Annotated in this window: 16 protein-coding genes and 1 pseudogene; 7 read left to right on the top strand and 10 right to left on the bottom strand. The window is 71.9% G+C overall.

Annotated elements, in window-relative coordinates; genetic code table 11:
* Window positions 1–36: 36 nt before the first annotated feature.
* A complete protein-coding gene (locus ACFVYN_RS26235; RefSeq protein ID WP_390002393.1) occupies window positions 37–1,887 on the bottom strand; it encodes a LuxR C-terminal-related transcriptional regulator in 1,851 nt (616 codons plus the stop codon).
* A gap of 95 nt (window positions 1,888–1,982) precedes the next feature.
* Between ACFVYN_RS26235 and ACFVYN_RS26230 the strand changes: the two genes are divergently transcribed.
* Complete coding sequence (locus ACFVYN_RS26230) at window positions 1,983–3,068, top strand: M12 family metallopeptidase (RefSeq protein WP_390002391.1); 1,086 nt, start codon at window positions 1,983–1,985, stop codon at window positions 3,066–3,068.
* A gap of 142 nt (window positions 3,069–3,210) precedes the next feature.
* Window positions 3,211–3,722 (top strand): annotated as a pseudogene (locus ACFVYN_RS26225) (AAA family ATPase).
* On the opposite strand, the gene ACFVYN_RS26220 reads toward ACFVYN_RS26225, so the two are convergent.
* On the bottom strand, window positions 3,703–4,158 hold the full coding sequence (locus ACFVYN_RS26220) for a GNAT family N-acetyltransferase (RefSeq protein ID WP_390002508.1): 456 nt from the start codon (window positions 4,156–4,158) through the stop codon (window positions 3,703–3,705). The pseudogene ACFVYN_RS26225 and the gene ACFVYN_RS26220 sit on opposite strands and share 20 nt — an antisense overlap.
* 472 nt (window positions 4,159–4,630) lie before the next feature.
* On the opposite strand from ACFVYN_RS26220, the gene ACFVYN_RS26215 reads away from it, so the two are divergent.
* Window positions 4,631–4,999 (top strand): hypothetical protein, encoded by a 369-nt coding sequence (locus ACFVYN_RS26215; protein WP_390002389.1) that lies wholly within the window; start codon window positions 4,631–4,633, stop codon window positions 4,997–4,999.
* A gap of 7 nt (window positions 5,000–5,006) precedes the next feature.
* Here ACFVYN_RS26215 and ACFVYN_RS26210 read toward each other — a convergent pair whose 3' ends face one another.
* The 8 genes from ACFVYN_RS26210 to ACFVYN_RS26175 all read right to left on the bottom strand — a co-directional run bounded on the left by ACFVYN_RS26210 (window position 5,007) and on the right by ACFVYN_RS26175 (window position 14,194).
* Window positions 5,007–6,386: an NtaA/DmoA family FMN-dependent monooxygenase gene (locus tag ACFVYN_RS26210; RefSeq protein WP_390002387.1), complete on the bottom strand. Its 1,380-nt coding sequence runs from the start codon at window positions 6,384–6,386 to the stop codon at window positions 5,007–5,009.
* Between the two features lie 30 nt (window positions 6,387–6,416).
* The gene (locus ACFVYN_RS26205) at window positions 6,417–7,619 is read right to left on the bottom strand and encodes an LLM class flavin-dependent oxidoreductase (protein WP_390002385.1); all 1,203 of its coding nucleotides are present in this window, start codon (window positions 7,617–7,619) and stop codon (window positions 6,417–6,419) included.
* 400 nt (window positions 7,620–8,019) lie between these two features.
* Entirely contained in the window at window positions 8,020–9,042 is a 1,023-nt protein-coding gene (locus ACFVYN_RS26200; RefSeq protein WP_390002383.1) for a transporter substrate-binding domain-containing protein, read from the bottom strand.
* A 46-nt stretch (window positions 9,043–9,088) separates the two neighbouring features.
* Entirely contained in the window at window positions 9,089–9,853 is a 765-nt protein-coding gene (locus ACFVYN_RS26195) for an amino acid ABC transporter ATP-binding protein (RefSeq protein ID WP_390002381.1), read from the bottom strand.
* Complete coding sequence (locus tag ACFVYN_RS26190; RefSeq protein WP_390002379.1) at window positions 9,850–10,833, bottom strand: amino acid ABC transporter permease; 984 nt, start codon at window positions 10,831–10,833, stop codon at window positions 9,850–9,852. Before ACFVYN_RS26190 ends, ACFVYN_RS26195 begins: the two co-directional genes overlap by 4 nt.
* Before the next feature lie 441 nt (window positions 10,834–11,274).
* Window positions 11,275–12,141: a glutathione S-transferase C-terminal domain-containing protein gene (locus tag ACFVYN_RS26185; RefSeq protein WP_390002377.1), complete on the bottom strand. Its 867-nt coding sequence runs from the start codon at window positions 12,139–12,141 to the stop codon at window positions 11,275–11,277.
* A 107-nt stretch (window positions 12,142–12,248) separates the two neighbouring features.
* Complete coding sequence (locus ACFVYN_RS26180; RefSeq protein WP_390002375.1) at window positions 12,249–12,371, bottom strand: putative leader peptide; 123 nt, start codon at window positions 12,369–12,371, stop codon at window positions 12,249–12,251.
* Between the two features lie 110 nt (window positions 12,372–12,481).
* Complete coding sequence (locus tag ACFVYN_RS26175; RefSeq protein WP_390002373.1) at window positions 12,482–14,194, bottom strand: IlvD/Edd family dehydratase; 1,713 nt, start codon at window positions 14,192–14,194, stop codon at window positions 12,482–12,484.
* 739 nt (window positions 14,195–14,933) lie between these two features.
* Between ACFVYN_RS26175 and ACFVYN_RS26170 the strand changes: the two genes are divergently transcribed.
* The 4 genes from ACFVYN_RS26170 to ACFVYN_RS26155 form a co-directional block, all read left to right on the top strand.
* Window positions 14,934–15,950: a zinc-binding dehydrogenase gene (locus ACFVYN_RS26170; protein ID WP_390002505.1), complete on the top strand. Its 1,017-nt coding sequence runs from the start codon at window positions 14,934–14,936 to the stop codon at window positions 15,948–15,950.
* A gap of 151 nt (window positions 15,951–16,101) precedes the next feature.
* Window positions 16,102–16,701, top strand: a complete 600-nt coding sequence (locus tag ACFVYN_RS26165; protein ID WP_390002372.1) for an acyltransferase — start codon at window positions 16,102–16,104, stop codon at window positions 16,699–16,701.
* A 79-nt stretch (window positions 16,702–16,780) separates the two neighbouring features.
* Window positions 16,781–16,948: a hypothetical protein gene (locus tag ACFVYN_RS26160; protein ID WP_390002370.1), complete on the top strand. Its 168-nt coding sequence runs from the start codon at window positions 16,781–16,783 to the stop codon at window positions 16,946–16,948.
* Window positions 16,945–17,509 (top strand): phosphatase PAP2 family protein (locus tag ACFVYN_RS26155; RefSeq protein WP_390002368.1); only part of this gene is annotated, 565 nt, incomplete at its 3' end. The genes ACFVYN_RS26160 and ACFVYN_RS26155, both read left to right, overlap by 4 nt.

Genomic DNA, 17,509 nt, shown 5'->3' with positions numbered 1-17,509 from the left:
TACTGGGGGTCAGACCGCCCCGGTCCGGTGTCCGGCTCAGGCCGGCTGTGCCTGCTCCAGCTCCACCAGGCACGGCAGCGCGTCGCGGTCGCTCGCGCCGAGGCGGGCGTACGCGCTGTAGAGGTGGTTGCCGACCGTACGGACGGACAGGGTGAGTTGCTCCGCGATCTGGCGGTTGCTCAGACCGGCGGCCGCGAGGGTGACGATCTGCCGCTGGCGCGCGGTGAGTTCGCCGAGGACGAGGCCGGACAGGGCCGGGGTGCGGGCACCCTGGCAGCGCCGGGCGAGGGCGACGGCCCGGGTGCGGGAGATGCGGGCGGCGCTCGGGTCGCGGTGCGCCCGTACGGCCTGGGCGTACGCCTCCGCAGCGAAGAGCAGGAAACCGCGCTCCTCCAGGGCCCGTGCGGCACGGTCGAGGGCAGGGCCGTCGTCGTGCGCGAGTGCCTCGGCGTGCTCGGCAAAGACACCGGTCAGCCGGCCGACGGCCCGGTCGGGCGCACCCAGGCGGACGGCGTCGTACGGCTCCTCCCCGAGGATGCCGAGAGCCGCGTCGAGATCACCGTGAGCGGCGGCCCACCAGGTGGCCGCCGAACATTCGGCGATCTGCGACGGCACGCCCGAGACCCCGGTGAAGCGGCCGCTGCCGGAGCCGCCCGGAGGTGCCATGAGCTCCTGCTGCCCCGACTGTGCCGCCGCCAGGGCGAGTTCGAGACGGCAGATCCGGTCATCGGCAGCGGCCCGCAGCCCTTCCCTCGCCCAGGCCGCGGCCTCCCGCAGTTCCCCCCGCAGGCGTGCGAACCGTGCCCGTACCGCGGCGTGCGGGGCCGGTACGCCGGTGCCCTCGTCCAGCAGCCACTCCCCCACCGGCGTGGAGAAGGCCCGTACGTCCCGCTCGGCGATCGCCCGGACCAGTGCGGCCGTCTCGGCCTCCAGCGCCTCGGTACGGTCGGCCGGGGTGCGGGCCAGGCGCAGGGTCTTCAGGCGTCCGGCGGCGGCTCGCAGCAGGGGGCCGTGGAGGGGGTGGGCGAGGCGGGCGGCGCCCTGCTCGTCGACGTGGACCAGACCGTCGGCCTCCAGGGCTTCGAGGGCCTCCAGGTCGAGCGTGCCGGCGTCCATCGGGAGCGGCTCGCCGAAAGCCAGGCGGTCCAGGGTCTCCCGCTCGCCGGGCCCGGTGCGGTCGAGGAGGTGCGCGGTGCGCTCGCGTACGGTCGCGGTGACCGGAACCGGACCGCGCCACTCCCACTCGGCCGAGTCCGGGACCCGGTGCAGCAGCCCCCGCTCTCGCACCGCGTCCACCAGTTCGCGCAGCAGTCGCAGATCGCCCCGGCACAGGCGGTACAGCCGGTTCACGGTGAGGGCTTCCGGGCCGCCGGCGCCGACCGCGAGCAGTTGTGCGGTCTCCTCGTGGGGCAGCGGCTCCAGAGCGAGACGCGGCAGGAGCTCTCCGGTCCACAGCCGGGAGATCGCGCCCGGCGCCCGCGTGCCCTCGGTGGCGACGACCAGGAGCCGGGTGCGGCCGTGCACCGCCAGCTGGTGGACCAGGGCCGCCGAGGCGTCGTCCAGCAGATGGGCGTCGTCGACGAGCAGCAGCCGTACGGACGAAAGGAGTTGGACCGCCCGATGCAGGGACACCGGCTCCGGCAGAAGGTGCGCGAAGGCGGCGAACGGAAGCCCTCGGGTCCCGGGTGTGCCCGCCACCCTGACGCACTCCGTGCCGCGTACGGCCTCCGTGACGAGCCTGGTCTTGCCGCGGCCCGCGGGACCGGTCACCACGATGCCCTGCCGTCCTCCGGCAACAGACCTGCGTACCAGCTCGAGTTCGTCCTCCCGCCCGGTGAACGGCCAGGGCAGCTCCAGGGTCTTCGCGTCCCGTTCGAATATCGTCACGGAAGCTAGAGCACCGCTACTCAGTCCTGATACAGGGAGACTTGAGTAGCCCCCGACTCAGGCGTCCCGGGGCGCCCGACGGCACGCTGAACCCCATGACCGCACGCTACTGCTCCCTCGCGCAGCAGTCGGCTCCGGCGTTCGTCCCGGGGCTGGCCGCCGAGCGGCTGAGTGCGCTCATCGGCGGCAGCCGGGTGTGGGTGAACGGCACGGTCCTGCACTACTGCTTCTTCGACGGCGACACCGACGGTTCGGTCATCTCGGTTCCGGGGACCGGGCAGTCCCGTCGGGTGTCGTGGGTCGGCGCCAAGGAGCAGCGGGACGTGGTGCGCGAGTGCTTCCAGGAGTGGCAGGATCTCGGGATCGGGGTGAGGTTCGCCGAGGTCGACGACCGTTCGGAGGCCGAACTGCGGATCGGGTTCCAGAGCGGCGACGGCTCCTGGTCGACCGTGGGCAAGGACGCGCTCCTGGTCGGACTGAACGAACGCACCATGAACTTCGGATGGGACCTGACCGCGCCCGGGGAGCGCGGGACGGCCCTGCACGAGATCGGGCACGCGCTCGGCATGCTGCACGAGCACCAGAGTCCGTTCGCCGGGATCCACTGGGACGACGAGGCCGTCTACGCCGATCTGGCGGGCCCGCCGAACTTCTGGAGCCGGGACCGGACGTTCTTCAACATCCTGCGCAAGCTCGACCCGGACGAGGTCAACGGCTCCGTCTGGGACCCGCAGTCGATCATGGAGTATCCCTTCGAGGCGGGGCTGGTCCTGGAGCCGGAGCAGTTCCGCGCGGGTCTCAATCCGCCCGGCACCCTGTCGGCCGCCGACAAGGAGTACGTCCTGCGCTGGTACCCGCCGGCCGAACCGACCCGGCCGCCGGCACTGGCCCCCTTCCGGTCCGCGCCGCTCGGGCTCGGCCCGGGTGAGCAGGCCGACTTCACCGTGGAACCGCCGGAGACCCGCGAGTACACCGTGGGCACCTTCGGCGACGGCGACACCGTCGTCGTGGTCTTCGAGGAGCGGGGCGGGGAACCCCGCTACCTCACTGGCCGGGACGACGGAGGCACTCCGCACAACGCCACGATCAGGGCCCGTCTCGTGAAGGGCCGCCGCTACTTCGTCCGTGTGCGCCTGTACTCCGCGTGGGGTTCGGGGGAAACCGCGGTCATGTGCTGGTGACAGCACAGACGGGCCGCACGGGCGAGGCTGGACCACTGTCCGGCGCCGGGGGAATGGCCGGAAGTACGTAGCCTTCGGGGGAGGGAAACGTACTTCCGGCCACACGGCGTTCAGCGGGACTTCCGGGTGAAAGAGTGTGGGCATGCTGATCGTCATCGGCGGCCTGCCGGCCACCGGCAGACCACCCTCGCCCGGCTCCTGGCCGCCAGGACGGGCGCGGTCCATCTGCGGATCGACACCATCGAGCAGGCGGTCGTCCGCTCCGGACTGACCCGGCACCCTGTAGGCCCGGTGGGCTATGCCGTGGGGTACGCCCTGGCCGAGGAGCAGCTGCGGCAGGGGCTCACGGTGATCGCGGAGTCCGTCAACCCACTGGCGATCACGCGCGATGCCTGGCGCGGCGCGGGGACGCGGGCCGGGGTTCCCGTGGTCGAGGTGGAGGTCGTCTGTTCCGACCCGGAGGAGCACCGGCGCCGCGCGGACTCACGCACGGTGGACATCCCCGACCTGCCGCTGCCCACCTGGCAGCAGATCACCGACCGGGAGTACGAGCCGTGGCACCGGGCGCGCGTCGTGATCGACACCGCGGGACAGGAGCCCAAGGAGTCGCTGGGCCCGCTGCTCGACGCGATCCTCACCGCAGCTCGCGGGTGAAGACGACGCGGGCGTGGCCGGGGCCGTCGTAGTCCTCCACCACTCGGTCGTCGAAGCCGAGGCTGCGGTGGAAGGCGATGGAGCCCTCGTTGGTGACCGAGGTGATCGCCTTGAGGCGGACCGCTCCCTGGCGGCGGGCGGTCTCGGTGAAGGCCTCGTAGAGGGTACGGCCGAGACCGGTGCCGCGGGTGTCGTCGCGGGTGGCGATCAGGTGGACGTATCCGGTGTGGTCGGGGGTGACGAATCCGAAGAGGTAGCCGCGGATTCCGTCCTCGGCTCTGCCGACCAGACAGGTGGAGCCGAACTCCCGCACCAGTGCCGTGAGATGGAGTGCGCGGAGGTCGCGCTCGCCCCAGTACCGGGCGTGGTCCGCCAGGACCTGGTGGAGGTCGCTGACATCGGCGAGGTCGATTCGGACGGCCATGACGTCGATCATGGCATGGGGCGGGAGTACCTGCGCAAGGGCGGCGAGCCCTGCGGGCGACAGGCTTACGGTGACCAGGTACCGGACGCCTGCCTTCGCAACGAGGACCTGTTCCGGCCGCTTGAACCAGGCCTGGGCGTCGATGTGGAAGCGGCTCGCCGTCAGGTGCGTCTGGGCCAATGCGTCGCCCAGCGCGATCCGTTGCAGCGGGCCGCTTCCGGAGGCGACCGCCAGCGACGCGACCGCCTCCTCCGCGCTGATGCCGAGCTGCGGACTGCGCCGGCCCTGCATGAGGCGGCGACCGCCGCCCGGGCCGCCGCTCGCCTCCACCGGTGCGCCCACCGCGATCGTGCCTGAGGCCCCGGTGGACGGTGCGGACCGACACCTCGCGTTCCGCGGCCGGTTTCGGGCGATCACCTCATCGACGTTTGACTGACGGCCGTAGCGTCGTCCGCGAAGCCCCCGATCAGCAGGGAGACAGCACGTGATCACCGGATATGTCATCGGCGAGAGCCTTCGGGCCGGCGCGGTGTTCGAGCCGCGCGGACTGCGGTTGCGGAAGGTCAGCAGGGTCGAGATCGGCGGGGCGAGCGACGCGCAGCCACCCGTGTGGACGCTCGTCGAGTGGGAGACCGACAGCGAGGACGTCGGTGCGCTCGCGGACGCCTTGGCCTCGGCGCTGGAGCCGGAGCTCGGCTGGTACGCCGATTTCACCGCCGGGGACGAGCGCGTGGTCGTCTTCGCGGGGAAGGTGTTCCGCTATCGGCGCGGCGACGAGGCGGGCCGCACCGAAGCGGTGGAGTACGGGCGGTCGGTGGGTACGCCCGTGCATCAGCTCGACTGGGAGGAGTGACCTCGCTTCATGACGCCGCCCGCTGCTCGTCGTGGACGTCGTCCGGATGGGCGAGGCCGAGGTGGTGGCGCAGGGTCGGGCCCTCGTAGTCGGCGCGGAAGACGCCCTGTTCCTGGAGGAGCGGGACGACCTTGTCGGCGAAGTCGTCCAGGCCGGTCGGGGTGATGTGCGGGACGAGGATGAAGCCGTCGCTGGCGTCGGCCTGCACATACTCGTTGATCGTGCGGGCGATGGTCTGCGGTGAGCCGATGAAGTTCTGCCGGTTGCCCGTGTTGATGACCAGGTCACGGATGGACCACTTGTTGGCGGCGGCCAGTTCGCGCCATTCGCGGGCGGTGGCCAGCGGGTCCCGGTACATCCGGACCTGGGCCCGCCCCTTGGAGATGTGGTTCTCACTGACATCCGGGTCGATGTCGGGCAACGGCCCTTCGGGGTCGTACGACGACAGGTCCCGGTTCCAGACGAACTCCAGGTGCTTGAGGGCGGTGGCGCCGCTGACCTGCTGGCGTCGGACGGTCCGCGCCAGTTCCTCGGCCTCGGCGTCGGTGTCCGCGAGGGCGAAGGAGGCGGCGGGCAGGATCAGCAGCTGGTCGTGGCGGCGGCCGTACTTGGCGAGACGGTTCTTGACGTCGGTGTAGAAGGCCTGGCCCTCCTTGAGGGTGGCGTACCGGCTGAAGATCGCGTCAGCGGAGGAGGCGGCGAACTCGCGGCCCTCCTCGGAGTCGCCGGCCTGGAAGATGACCGGGCGGCCCTGCGGGGAGCGCGGGACGTTGAACTGCCCGTGGATGTCGAAGTGCTGACCCGTGTGCACGAAGGAGCCGGCCTTCGCGTCCCGCAGGAACACCCCCGCCTCCTGGTCGGCGAGGATCTCGTCACCGTGCCAGGAGTCGAACAGCTCCTGGGTGGTGGCGAGGAACTCCTTGGCGCGGGAGTAGCGCTCCTCCTGGGGCAGGAAGCCGCCGCGGCGGAAGTTCTCGCCGGTGAAGGCGTCCCAGGAGGTGACCACGTTCCATGCGGAGCGGCCGCCGGAGAGGTGGTCCAGGCTGGCGAACTGGCGGGCCACCTCGTAGGGCTCGTTGAAGGTGGAGTTGATGGTGCCGGTCAGGCCGAGGTGCTCGGTGACGGCGGCCAGCGCGGACAGCACGGTGAAGGTGTCGGGGCGGCCGACGACGTCCAAGTCGTAGATCTTCCCGCCCTGTTCGCGCAGCCGCAGGCCCTCGGCGAGGAAGAGGAAGTCGAACTTGGCGCGTTCGGCGGTCCTGGCGAAATGCGCGAAGGAGCTGAACTCGATATGACTGCCGGCCTTCGGGTCGCTCCACACGGTGGTGTTGTTGACGCCCGGGAAATGTGCGGCCAGATGGATCTGCTTCTGGGGCTTGCTGCTCATGTCGGTACGGTCCTTCCGGCTCAAGGAAGCTCAGGCGGTCGCTGCGGCGTAGCGGTTGGCGGGACGGGCCAGGCCCAGCAGACCGCGCAGAGTGTCTGCCTCGTAGGCGGTGCGGAAGACGCCTCGGCGCTGGAGCTCGGGAACCAGGGCGCGGGTGATGGCCGGGAGGTCGTGGCCCAGGACGGCGGGCCGCAGCCGGAAGCCGCTCAGCCCCTCCTCAGCGAACTCCTGCAACAGGTCGGCCAGTTGGGAAGGGGTGCCGGTGAAGATGCGGGCGTCGCTCTGGTACGGCTCTCCCGCGAGCGTGTCGAGACGGTCCCGGCGGGCGGCGGCGTCGGCCGGGTCGTCGTCGAGGAAGACCACCAAGTCACCGAAGACATGCAGGAGTTCGCTGCCGCGCCCTGCCGCCTCCTGCTCGGCCCGGATGTCGGCGACGATCGTCCGGGCCTGCCCGCTGTCGTGCGGGGTGACGTAACCGACGTCCGCCTGGCGGGCGATGAGCCGGTAGGGCACGCTCTGGTGGCCGAGAGCGGTGACCAGGGGCTGGCCCTGCGGCGGGCGCGGTGTGATGGAGGGGCCCTTGACACTGAAGTGCCGGCCCTGGAAGTCGATGTAGTGCAGCTTGTCCCGGTCGATGAAACGGCCGGTTTCCGCATCCCGGATCTCGGCGTCGTCCTCCCAGCTGTCCCACAGCCGGCGGACGGCCTCCACGTAGTCGGCGGCCTCGTCGAAGAGGTCGGTGACGAGTTCCTGGGTCTCGGGGCTGTCGTAGGCCTCAATGCGCGGGATGGTGCGGCGCCCGAAGTGCGCGGCCTCGTTCGGGCGGGCGGTGATCTGCACCCGCACCCCCGCCCGGCCGCTGCTGACGTAATCCAGGGTCGCGATCGCCTTGGAGATGTGGAAGGGCTCCGTATGGGTGACCACCGCGGTCGGCACCAGACCTATGTGCCGGGTGAGCGGGGCGATGCGCGAGGCGACGAGCACGGCGTCGAGGCGGCCGCGGACCTGGTCGGTGCGCTCGTCCGGGTCCAGGAAGTGGCTGGACTGCGGGCCGAGTCCGTCCTCGATGGTAACGAAGTCGAGCAGGCCGCGCTCGGCCTCGGCGACGAGGTCGGCCCAGTATCCGGCGGTGAGCAGGTCACGGGGCCGGGCCACCGGCTCGCGCCAGGAGGCGGGGTGCCAGCCGGTGCCGTCCAGGGCGACGGCCAGATGCAACAAAGAAGAAGGGGACACGGGTGGTGCCTTCCTGGAGGTCCGTACGAGAAAGCCGGCCCACGGGCGGGGGCAGGACACGGCGGCTGGGACAGCAGAAGAACGGGTCAGGAACAACAGAGCGCGGCAGACACGCGCAGGAGGTCGATATGCGCCCGGGAGTGGAGGTGGACGGAGCGGAGTGTGCTGGTCACGCCCGTCACCTCCTCCTTCTGGGCGCACGACGGCGCCCGGCGGATCTCGTCATGAGTCACAACACCCCGGCCTCGCGGCGTGTTCCCGGGCTGCGGACCGGCAGTCCGGGCGAACGGCGGCACAGGTGAAACCGAGCCAGCATGCGCGGTGGGTGGTGGGCGGTGGTCCAGCCGGGTGGTCAGGGCCCGGCCCCGGTGGGCCGGACCTGTCCGGACCGTGCCGTGTGTCAGGAGTTGTCCAGCGGCAGCCCCGGCGGGTTGACCTCCGACCTGGAAACGGCGTCGTTGGAGAGGTTCCACGCGGTGAGCCACTTGGCGTACTGGCCGTTGTCGATCAGGTAGTTGATCGCGTCGGCGAGGGGCTTGGCGAGGCCGCTGTCCTTCTTCGCGGTCGCGGCGATCAGGCCCTGGAGCGTCTCGCCGGCACCGGAGTACTGGCCCGCGATGCGGGTCGCGTTGGGTGTGTTCGCGGTCTGGGTGACGTGGTAGGAGGAGTTGGGGCTGGGGCCCAGGTAGGCGTCGATCTTGCCGCTGCCGAGGGCCAGGTAGATGCTGGGGCTGTCCTGGAAGTACTTGATGGTCAGCTTCTTGCCCTCCTTCTTCAGCTTGGCCTGCCACTCCAGCAGGATCCGCTCCTGGTTGGTGCCGGCGCCGACCGAGACGGTCTTGCCCGCGAGGGCCTCGTAGTCGCCGTCGAAGGTCCACTTCGACGTCTTGAGCGTCTCGAAGGCGAGGTCGTCCTTGCGGTAGGAGGCGAACTCGTACTTCTGCTTGCGCTCCTCGGTGTCGGTGATGTTGGAGAAGCCGACGTTCACCTTGCCGCTGTCGATGCCGACGAAGAGGTTCTCCCAGGTGAACCGCTTGACCTCGGGCTGCAGACCGAGGACGGCGGCGACCAGGCGGGCCAGGTCGCTCTCGGAGCCGGTGAGAGTCTTCTGGTCGCTGCCCACGAAGCCGAGCGGCGGGGAGCCGGAGGGCAGGGTGCCGGACCCGATGACGAGCTTGCCGCTCTTCTTGACCACGGCTGGCAGTTCGGCGCTGATGGACTTCACCTCGGACACCTTCAGCGCGGTCTCCTTGGCGGCGCCGTTGGAGAGCCGGCCCACGGTGACCGTGCCGGCACTGTCGGTCGTCCTGGTGGCGGCGTCGCTGTCACCGCCGCAGGCGGCGAGCCCGCCGGCGAGGGCGGCGACGGTGGTCGCCGCGGTGAGGCCGCGTATCAGGCTGCGCCGGGAGGGGTGAACGGGCATGACTGTCCTTAGGAGTTCGAGAAACGGGAGTGGGGAAAGAGGGCGTTCAGAGGACCTTGCTGAGGAAGTCCCGGGTCCGTTCGTGCCGCGGCCGGTCCAGGACCTCGGAGGGCGGCCCCTGCTCGACGATGCGTCCGCCGTCGATGAAGACCACCCGGTCGGCGATCTCCCGGGCGAAGCCGATCTCGTGGGTGACGATGACGAGCGTGGTGCCGCTGGTCGCCAAGTCCTTGATGACCGCCAGGACTTCGCCGACGAGCTCCGGGTCCAGGGCGGAGGTCGGCTCGTCGAAGAGAATGACACCCGGGCGCAGGGCCAGGGCGCGGGCGATGGCCACCCGCTGCTGCTGGCCGCCCGACAACTGCCGTGGATAGGCGGCCGCCTTGTCGCCCAGACCGACCCTGCCGAGAAGGTCACGCGCCAGCTGCCGGGCTTCTCCCTTCGGGAGCTTGCCGGTCGCGACCGGGGCGGCGGCCACGTTGTCCAGAACGGTCAGGTGCGGGAAGAGGTTGAAGTTCTGGAAGACGAACCCGATCCGGCCACGCTGGGCACGGATCGCCCGCTCGCTGAGCTCCTTCAGCCGGCCGCCCTGCCGACGGACGCCGATCAGCTCGCCGTTCATGCTGACGTGGCCGATCTCCGGCTTCTCCAGGTGGTTGATGACCCGCAGCAGGGTGGACTTGCCGGACCCTGACGGGCCGAGGATCACGGTGACCTCGCCGGGGCGCACGTTCAGGTCGACCCCGTCCAGGACGCGGTGCGCGCCGTACCACTTGTGCACCCCGTGCACCTCGACGGCTGTGGCGGTCATACGGCGGCCTCCCGGCGGATGCGGGCCCGCAGGTCGCCCAGACCGGCCCGGAGCTTCTGCAGCGGCGTCGGCGGCAGGGAGCGGGTGGCGCCCCGGGCGTAGTGCCGCTCGACATAGAACTGGACGACGGAGACGGCGCTGGTCAGGATCAGGTACCAGACGGTGGCGACCAGCAGCAGCGGCACGATGTCGCCGGGGTAGGTGGAGCCCATGGACTGCACCGTGCCGAACAGGTCAAGCAGCGAGACGTAGAAGACCAGCGAGGTGCTCTTGATCAGGCCGATGAGCTGGTTGACGTAGTTCGGGGTGATGGAGCGCAGCGCCTGCGGGAAGACGATCCTGCGGAACTGGTAGCTCTTCGGCAGGCCGAGGGCGGAGGCCGCCTCGTGCTGGCCCTGGTCGACGGAGAGGATGCCGCCGCGCACCACCTCGGCCGCGTAGGCGGCCTCGTTGAGGCTGAGGCCGATCACCGCGATGACCATGTCGGTGGCGAGCCGGGACTCGTCGAAGGAGAAGAAGGCCGGCCCGAAGGGCACACCCACGCTCAACGTCTTGTACAGGGCCGAGAAGTTGTAGAGGAAGAGCAGCAGGACGATCAGCGGTATCGAGCGCAGCGCCCAGACATAGGTCCAGCTCACCGCCCGCAGTACCGGACTCTTCGAGAGCCGGGCCAGGGCCAGCAGAATGCCGCCGAGGAGCCCCAACACCGCGCTGTACGCCGTGACTTCGAGGGTGATGAGGAGCCCGTCCAGGACGGTGGGGCGCAGGAACCAGTAGCCGAAGCGGTCCCACTGGTAGAACGGGTTGGTCGCCAGACCGTGCACGAACTGGGCCGCCAGGACCAGGACGACTGCGGTGGCGATCCAGCGGCCGGGCCGCCGCAGGGGCAGCACCCGCTGGGCGGACAGTTGTTCTGACGGTGTGTCGGCCCGCGGCGGTGCCTCGGTGACGGACACGGCGGCGCCTGGGGGTTCACTCATGAGGGGGCTCCGGCGGAGTCGGGATTCCCCGGGGACGCGGCGAACACGGCGTACTACAGGCGCAGGACGCGACGCACGGGAACCGGGGGCGGGGCGGACAACGGCACACCGCGAGCGCGGTGTTCGTCAGGAACGCGGGGGCTGCGGAGGCAGAAGGTCAGCCCCGACAGCGGGCACGGCCCGGTGCGGTACACAGTGCGCTGCTCACGCGGAGCAGGTCGACGGCCCGGTTGGCGACGAGAGGGTCGCCGTACGGCCGTACGCAGCCCGGAGAACGGCGTGCGGCCGTCCTGGGAGCTGCGTACATGTCGGTCACCGTCGCTGTTCTCGGGGGTCTCGCGGGACCCTGGTGGACCTGTGGCTGAAACAGGTCCCTGATTGACCCGTAGGTTAAGGCAATGGTCCGAACCGGTGTCAATGCCGGTCCATCAGGTGGAACGGTCAGGGCGTACGGGCGGTGTGCGAGGCCCAGTCCAGAATCTGCACGGCGGCCCCTGCGGCCTCCAGGCCCCGGCAGTGGGCGTGGTGCCTGCGGGCGATGCCGTCGAGGTCGAGGTGGGTGCCGAAGGCCGGGTGGGCGGTCAGCCGGCGGGCGTAGGCCCACAGGGTGGGGTGGTCGGCGATGCGCTGTACCGCGGCGGCGTCGAGGTGGTCGCGGTGCACGATGTCGAGTTGCACCAGTGTGACCCACAACTCGACGTCGGCCGCGGTGATGTGATCCCGGATCAGGTAGGCACGGCCTTCCAGCCAGCGCTCCAGCGAGCCCAAGCTGTCCAGCAGTCGCTCCAGCGCGGCGGCACGGTCCGCGTTGTCGCCGCCCGCCGACCCGGCGTGCTGCGCGGCCTGCTCGATGGCCCTGCCCATCCGCTCGACGGCCTCGGTCTCGGACTCCGCTCCGCACGGGTACAGCGCCGGGCGGCCGCCGCCGAAGTGCCGGGCGAGGTCGCGGGTGATGTCGGCGGCGTGGGTGCTGACGATCCGCCCCGACCAGTCGTCGCTGAGCACCGGCGCGACGGCCGCGCCGGTGTACCGGTGCGCGCTGGCCTCGTACAGCGGCCGCAGCGCGGAATGCCCCCCGTCGGGACAGTCGGGGACCGGGTCCAGGAAGGTCACGGGACAGACGTCGTCGAGGCCGAGCAGGCTGTGCACGACGGCGATGCGCAGGCCGTCGGCACAGGCGGCGGCCAGGTGGAGCCGGTAGCGGCGCGGCACGGCGTAGTGCCCACTGCGCGCGTCCCGTCCGATCCGGCCCCGGAAGGCGGGGGCCGGGTAGGTGGCCGGGACATGGGCGAGCGGTGTGACGGACATAGGTCTCCCCGGGGTGTCGGTGCGCAGACGTACGCGCGGCGGAAGCGTCGTCGGGCCGGAAGGGGGGTCGGGACAGGGAGGGGCGGCGCGGGCGGCTACGGCCGGGCTCAGCCCAGGGTCCTGATCGCGCTGCAGACGCGCTGCAGGTCGATGTGGCGGCGGGAGGTCAGAAGAGGCGAAGGCCGAGGTGTACGGCTCACTCGGCCGATGGCCGGTTCAAGGCGCCCCATGTTTCCCTACCCGTTCACTAGGATTCCCATTTGGAGTGTCGATCGGGCCGGGGCGCACGTCAAGGGGGCGTCCACGAGGTGGGCGAACGCGGGCGCCGCCCCCCTCCTGGTCAGTGCGACTCGCGGCTGACCTCGGAGCCGCTGGAGCCGACGAGGAAGTCGAGGTCGGCGCCCTGGTCGGCCTGTTGGACGTGGTCGACGTACAGCCGCTCCCAGCCGCGCCTCGGGTTCGCGAAGCCCGCCACGGTGGCCGCGTTCGGGGTGCGGGCGGCGAGTTCGGCGGCGGGCACCTCCAGGTCGATGCGGCGGGCCTCGACGTCGAGGCTGATGACGTCGCCGGTCCGTACCAGGGCGAGCGGGCCGCCCGCCGCCGCCTCCGGGGCCACGTGCAGTACGACCGTGCCGTACGCGGTGCCGCTCATCCGGCCGTCACAGACGCGGACCATGTCCCGCACGCCCTGCTCCAGCAGCTTGGTGGGCAGCGGCATGTTGGCCACCTCGGGCATGCCCGGGTAGCCCTTGGGTCCGCAGCCGCGCAGGACCAGGACGGAGTCCGCGTCGACGTCCAGGTCCGGGTCGTCGACGCGGGCGTGGAAGTCCTCGATGCTGTCGAAGACGACCGCCCGGCCCCGGTGGCGCAGCAGATGCGCCGAGGCCGCCGCGGGTTTGATCAGTGCCCCGTCGGGGGCGAGGCTGCCGCGCAGGACGGCGATGCCGCCCTCCTCGACGAGGGGCCGGGCCCGGGTCCTGATCACCTCGGGGTCCCAGATCGGGGCGTCGGTGAGGTGGTCCACCAGGGGCTTTCCGGTCACGGTCAGTGCGTCGGGGTCCAGGAGGTCGGCGACCTCGCGCAGCACGGCGAGCAGTCCGCCGGCCCGGTGGAAGTCCTCCATGAGGAAGCGCCCGGCGGGCTGGAGGTCCACCAGCACCGGCACCCGGGAGCCGATGCGGTCGAAGTCGTCCAGGGTCAGTTCGATGCCCAGCCGGCCCGCGATGGCGAGGAGATGGACGACGGCGTTGGTGGAGCCGCCGATCGCGGCCAGCGCGACGATCGCGTTGTGGAAGGACCCCTCGGTCAGGAAGGTGCTCGGGCGTCGCTCGGCCGCCACGAGCTCCACCGCGAGGCGTCCGGTGCCGTGCGCGGCCTCCAGCAGCCGGCTGTCCGGCGCGGGCGTTCCGGCGACCCCGGGAACGACCGTGCCCAGCGCCTCGGCGACCAGCGCCATCGTCGAGGCCGTACCCATGGTGTTGCAGTGCCCGCGGCTGCGGATCATCGACGACTCGGAACGGGTGAACTCCTCCTGGGACAGGGTCCCGGCCCGGACCTCCTCCGACAGCCGCCACACGTCCGTGCCGCAGCCCAGCGGAGTGCCGCGGAAGGTGCCGGTGAGCATCGGGCCGCCGGGCACGACCACGGCGGGCAGGTCCACCGAGGCGGCGGCCATCAGCAGGGACGGGATCGTCTTGTCGCAGCCGCCCAGCAGGACCACTCCGTCGAGGGGGTTGGCCCGCAGCATCTCCTCCGTGGCCATCGCCGCCATGTTGCGCCAGAGCATCGCCGTGGGCCGCACGTTGGTCTCGCCCAGCGACACCACGGGCAGGTCGAGGGGGATACCGCCCGCCTCGTACACCCCGTCGCGGACGGACCTGGCCACCTCGTCCAGGTGCGCGTTGCAGGGGGTGAGGTCGGAGGCGGTGTTGGCGATGGCGATCTGGGGCCGGCCGGTGAAGGCGTCGGCCGGGACGCCCCGGCGCATCCAGGCCCGGTGGATGTAGGCGTTGCGGTCCTGTCCCGCGTACCACTGCGCGCTGCGAAGGCCCATCGCTCGGCCCTTTCGGGTGATCGGTACGGCGGTCTACCATCCGGAACGCGATGCAGCTTACGCAGCCGTTCTCCGCTTCGACAGCCCCCGTCACGGACCGCGCGGAGGGCGACCGCGCGGTGGGCTCGGCCCGGGTGCTCGCCGTGCCTCTGAAGCGCTCCCGGCAGGCGGGCGGGGTGGCGCTCCACGAACTCACCCGGACGGTCGACACCCCCGAGCCGACGGTGCACCGGACTCCGGTCGCACGTGCAACCCAGGCTCGGGGGACCGCACCCACACGGCGGCCCCCTGCAGGGCGGCGGTCCGGCCGGTCAGGACTCCGGCGGCCGTCGGCTGCTCGGCGACGAGTTCCCGCGGATGGCGTTCGCCCCTCGCGGGTCCCACCTCGGACACATGCGTGTGCGGCCGCTGCGGGAGACCCCGGCCGGCAGGTTCGGCGAGACGGCCCAGTGCGCCGTCCTGGACGGCCCGGAGGTCGTCTGCCGCGCGCCGCCGCCCACGAGTCGGTCACCTCGCCGCCGTACGGCAACGGGTCGGCGAGGTCCCCCTGGAACCGGAACGCCGGCCGCCCCGAACGCCGTGTGGGGTCGAGGAGTTGCACCGCCGGCGGCGGTACGCCCAGGACCACCGGGAGAACGAGACGGGCGTCGGCTGCCTCGCCCTGTCCCGGTCCGGCACCTCACCCACAGTCCCTGAAGGAGCCCCTTCTGTGAACCTCCCCTCCGCGGCGGGCCGCCAGATGCGGGCCTTCGTCCTCACCGCACCCGGCGAGTTCGCGGTCCAGGAGGTGCCCGCGCCCGTCGCCGCGCCCGGTGAGGTCGTCGTCGACGTCGAGCGGGTCGGCGTGTGCGGCACCGATCTGGAGTTCTTCACCGGTGCCATGGCCTACCTCCACCAGGGGCACGCCGGCTATCCGATGCGGCTGGGCCACGAGTGGACCGGCCGGGTGCGTGCGGTGGGCGCCGGGGTCGATGCCGGCTGGGTCGGGCGCCGGGTCATGGGCGACACCATGCTCGGCTGCGGGACCTGCCGCCGCTGCCGGCGGGGACGCCGGCATGTGTGCGAGAAGCGGGAGGAGGTGGGCATCCGGGGCGGCCGAGCGGGCGCCCTGGCCGAGCAGCTCGCGGTGCCCGCAGCCTCGTTGCACGTTCTGCCGGACTCCGTGGACCCGCAGCTCGGCGCGCTCGTCGAGCCCGGCGGCAACGCCCTGCGCGCCGCGCGGGCCACCGGTGCGGGGCCCGGCGACCGGGTCCTGGTGCTGGGGCCGGGCACCATCGGGCTGCTGGTCGCACTGTTCGTCCGGGCCGCCGGGGCGGAGGTGCACCTGATGGGCGCCACCGAGGCCTCCCTCGCCTTCGCGCGCTCACTGGGCTTCCCGCACGCGTGGCGCGAGGACACGCTGCCGGACCTGCCGTTCGACGCGGTCGTCGACGCCACCAACGCGGTCCGTCTGCCCGCCCTGGCCCAGGAGCTGGTGGAACCGGGCGGGCGGCTCGTGTACATCGGGCTGGCCGGCGAGCCCAGCCGGATCGACACCCGCATGCTCGTCCTCAAGGACGTGACGGCGGTGGGCGTCCTGTCGGCCTCCCCCGGGCTCGACGCCACCATCAGGGCGTACGCCGACAAGGTCATCGACCCGAGGCCGCTGGTGGCCGCCACCGTCGCACTGGACGCGATCGGCGCCGTACTCGCGGGCGAACGCCCGCCCGGTGCCGGTCCCGGCCCGAAGATCCACGTCGATCCCGGCCTGGTCTGAGACCGTCCCCGCAGCGGACGCGCTCACGAAGGGAGGCCGGTATTCCGCCGACGCGGTGATCAGACTCGGTCCCTCAAGGACACCGTCGACAAGGACACCGTCGACATGCTCGACGACCAGACATGCTCGACGAGACGAAGGATTCAGCCCCGTGAACTTCAAGGTGCAGCCCACCGCCCAGGTCGACGAGACGGCGGCGATCGGCGACGGGACGACCGTCTGGGATCTGGCCCAGATCCGCGAGGACGCCCGGCTGGGCAGCGGATGCATCGTGGGCCGGGGCGCCTACGTCGGCCCCGGCGTGCGGATCGGCGACAACGTGAAGCTCCAGAACTACGCGCTGGTCTACGAGCCCGCCGTGCTCGGCGACGGGGTGTTCGTCGGCCCGGCCGCGGTCCTCACCAACGACTGCTTCCCCAGGTCGGTGGACCCGGAGGGCAAGCTCAAGCGCGGCGGCGACTGGGAGGCCGTGGCCGTGGAGGTGGCCGAAGGGGCGTCCCTCGGGGCGCGCTCGGTGTGTGTGGCACCGGTCCGCGTCGGCCGCTGGGCACTGGTCGCGGCGGGCGCCGTGGTGACCCGGGACGTGCCCGACCACGCGCTCGTGGCCGGCGTTCCGGCGCGCCGCATCGGCTGGGTGGGCCGGGCCGGCGTACGACTGGTCGGGCGGGCGGGCGAACCGGACGTGTGGGAGTGCCCCCAGACGGGTGCGCTGTACGACGAGAAGGACGGCGGACTCGTCGAGCGCGCATGACGCCTGTTTCCACCGCGGCGCCGCCGCGGATGCCACCGACCGGCCACGGCTGCCTGCGCCTTCCGATAACGTGGCGCCCGTGATCACGGGTGAGATCAAGGGCACGGTGGACCGCGTCCGGAATGCTTTCACCGAGGGCCGGCAGGAACCGCGCCGGCAGGGCGGCGAGAGGGTTCCGCGACGCCCGACGCCGCGCAGGGCGGACAAGACGGTCACCGCGGTTGGACGGGACGCGGTGGGCGTGTGACCGGTCGGCCGACGCCCGCTTTACTGCCCCCGTCGCTGCGCGCGCCACTCGGGCCGGTCGCGGCCCTCGCCGCGCTGGTGGTCATCGCGCTCGGGGCTCTGTACGCCGACCACAGCCGGCCCGGCAGGGTGGACAGGTGGATCATCCCGCCGACTGCGGACAGTGTGCGGCCCCCGTGGCGGCACGTCGCTCTGGCTCTGGATTTCCTGGGAGAGCCTGCCGGTTCGGTGCTGCTGGTCATGGTCGTCGTGGCGGGCTGCCTGCTGCTTCGCCGTCCACGCGCCGCGGTGCTCGCCGTCGCCGGCGCCGCCATGGTCGTGGGGACGGCGACGCTGCTCAAGCATCTGGTGGGGCGCACCATCCACGGCGCCGACAACCTGTCCTATCCGAGCGGGCACACCGCCTTCTTCACCGCACTCGCCCTCGTCGTGGCGCTGCTCGCGACCGACCGGCTCGGCCTCGGCAGAACGGCCGGCACGTCACTCGTACTCTGCGCGGCGCTCCTGGCCGGCGCCGCGATGGGATGGGCAGAGGTCGCCCTGGGCGCGCACTACCCCACCG

It is taken from the genome of Streptomyces sp. NPDC058307, from assembly GCF_042880295.1.
Taxonomy (GTDB): domain Bacteria; phylum Actinomycetota; class Actinomycetes; order Streptomycetales; family Streptomycetaceae; genus Streptomyces.
The sequence above is the reverse complement of the archived record's forward strand: the minus strand, read 5'-3'. Positions and strand labels throughout refer to the sequence as shown.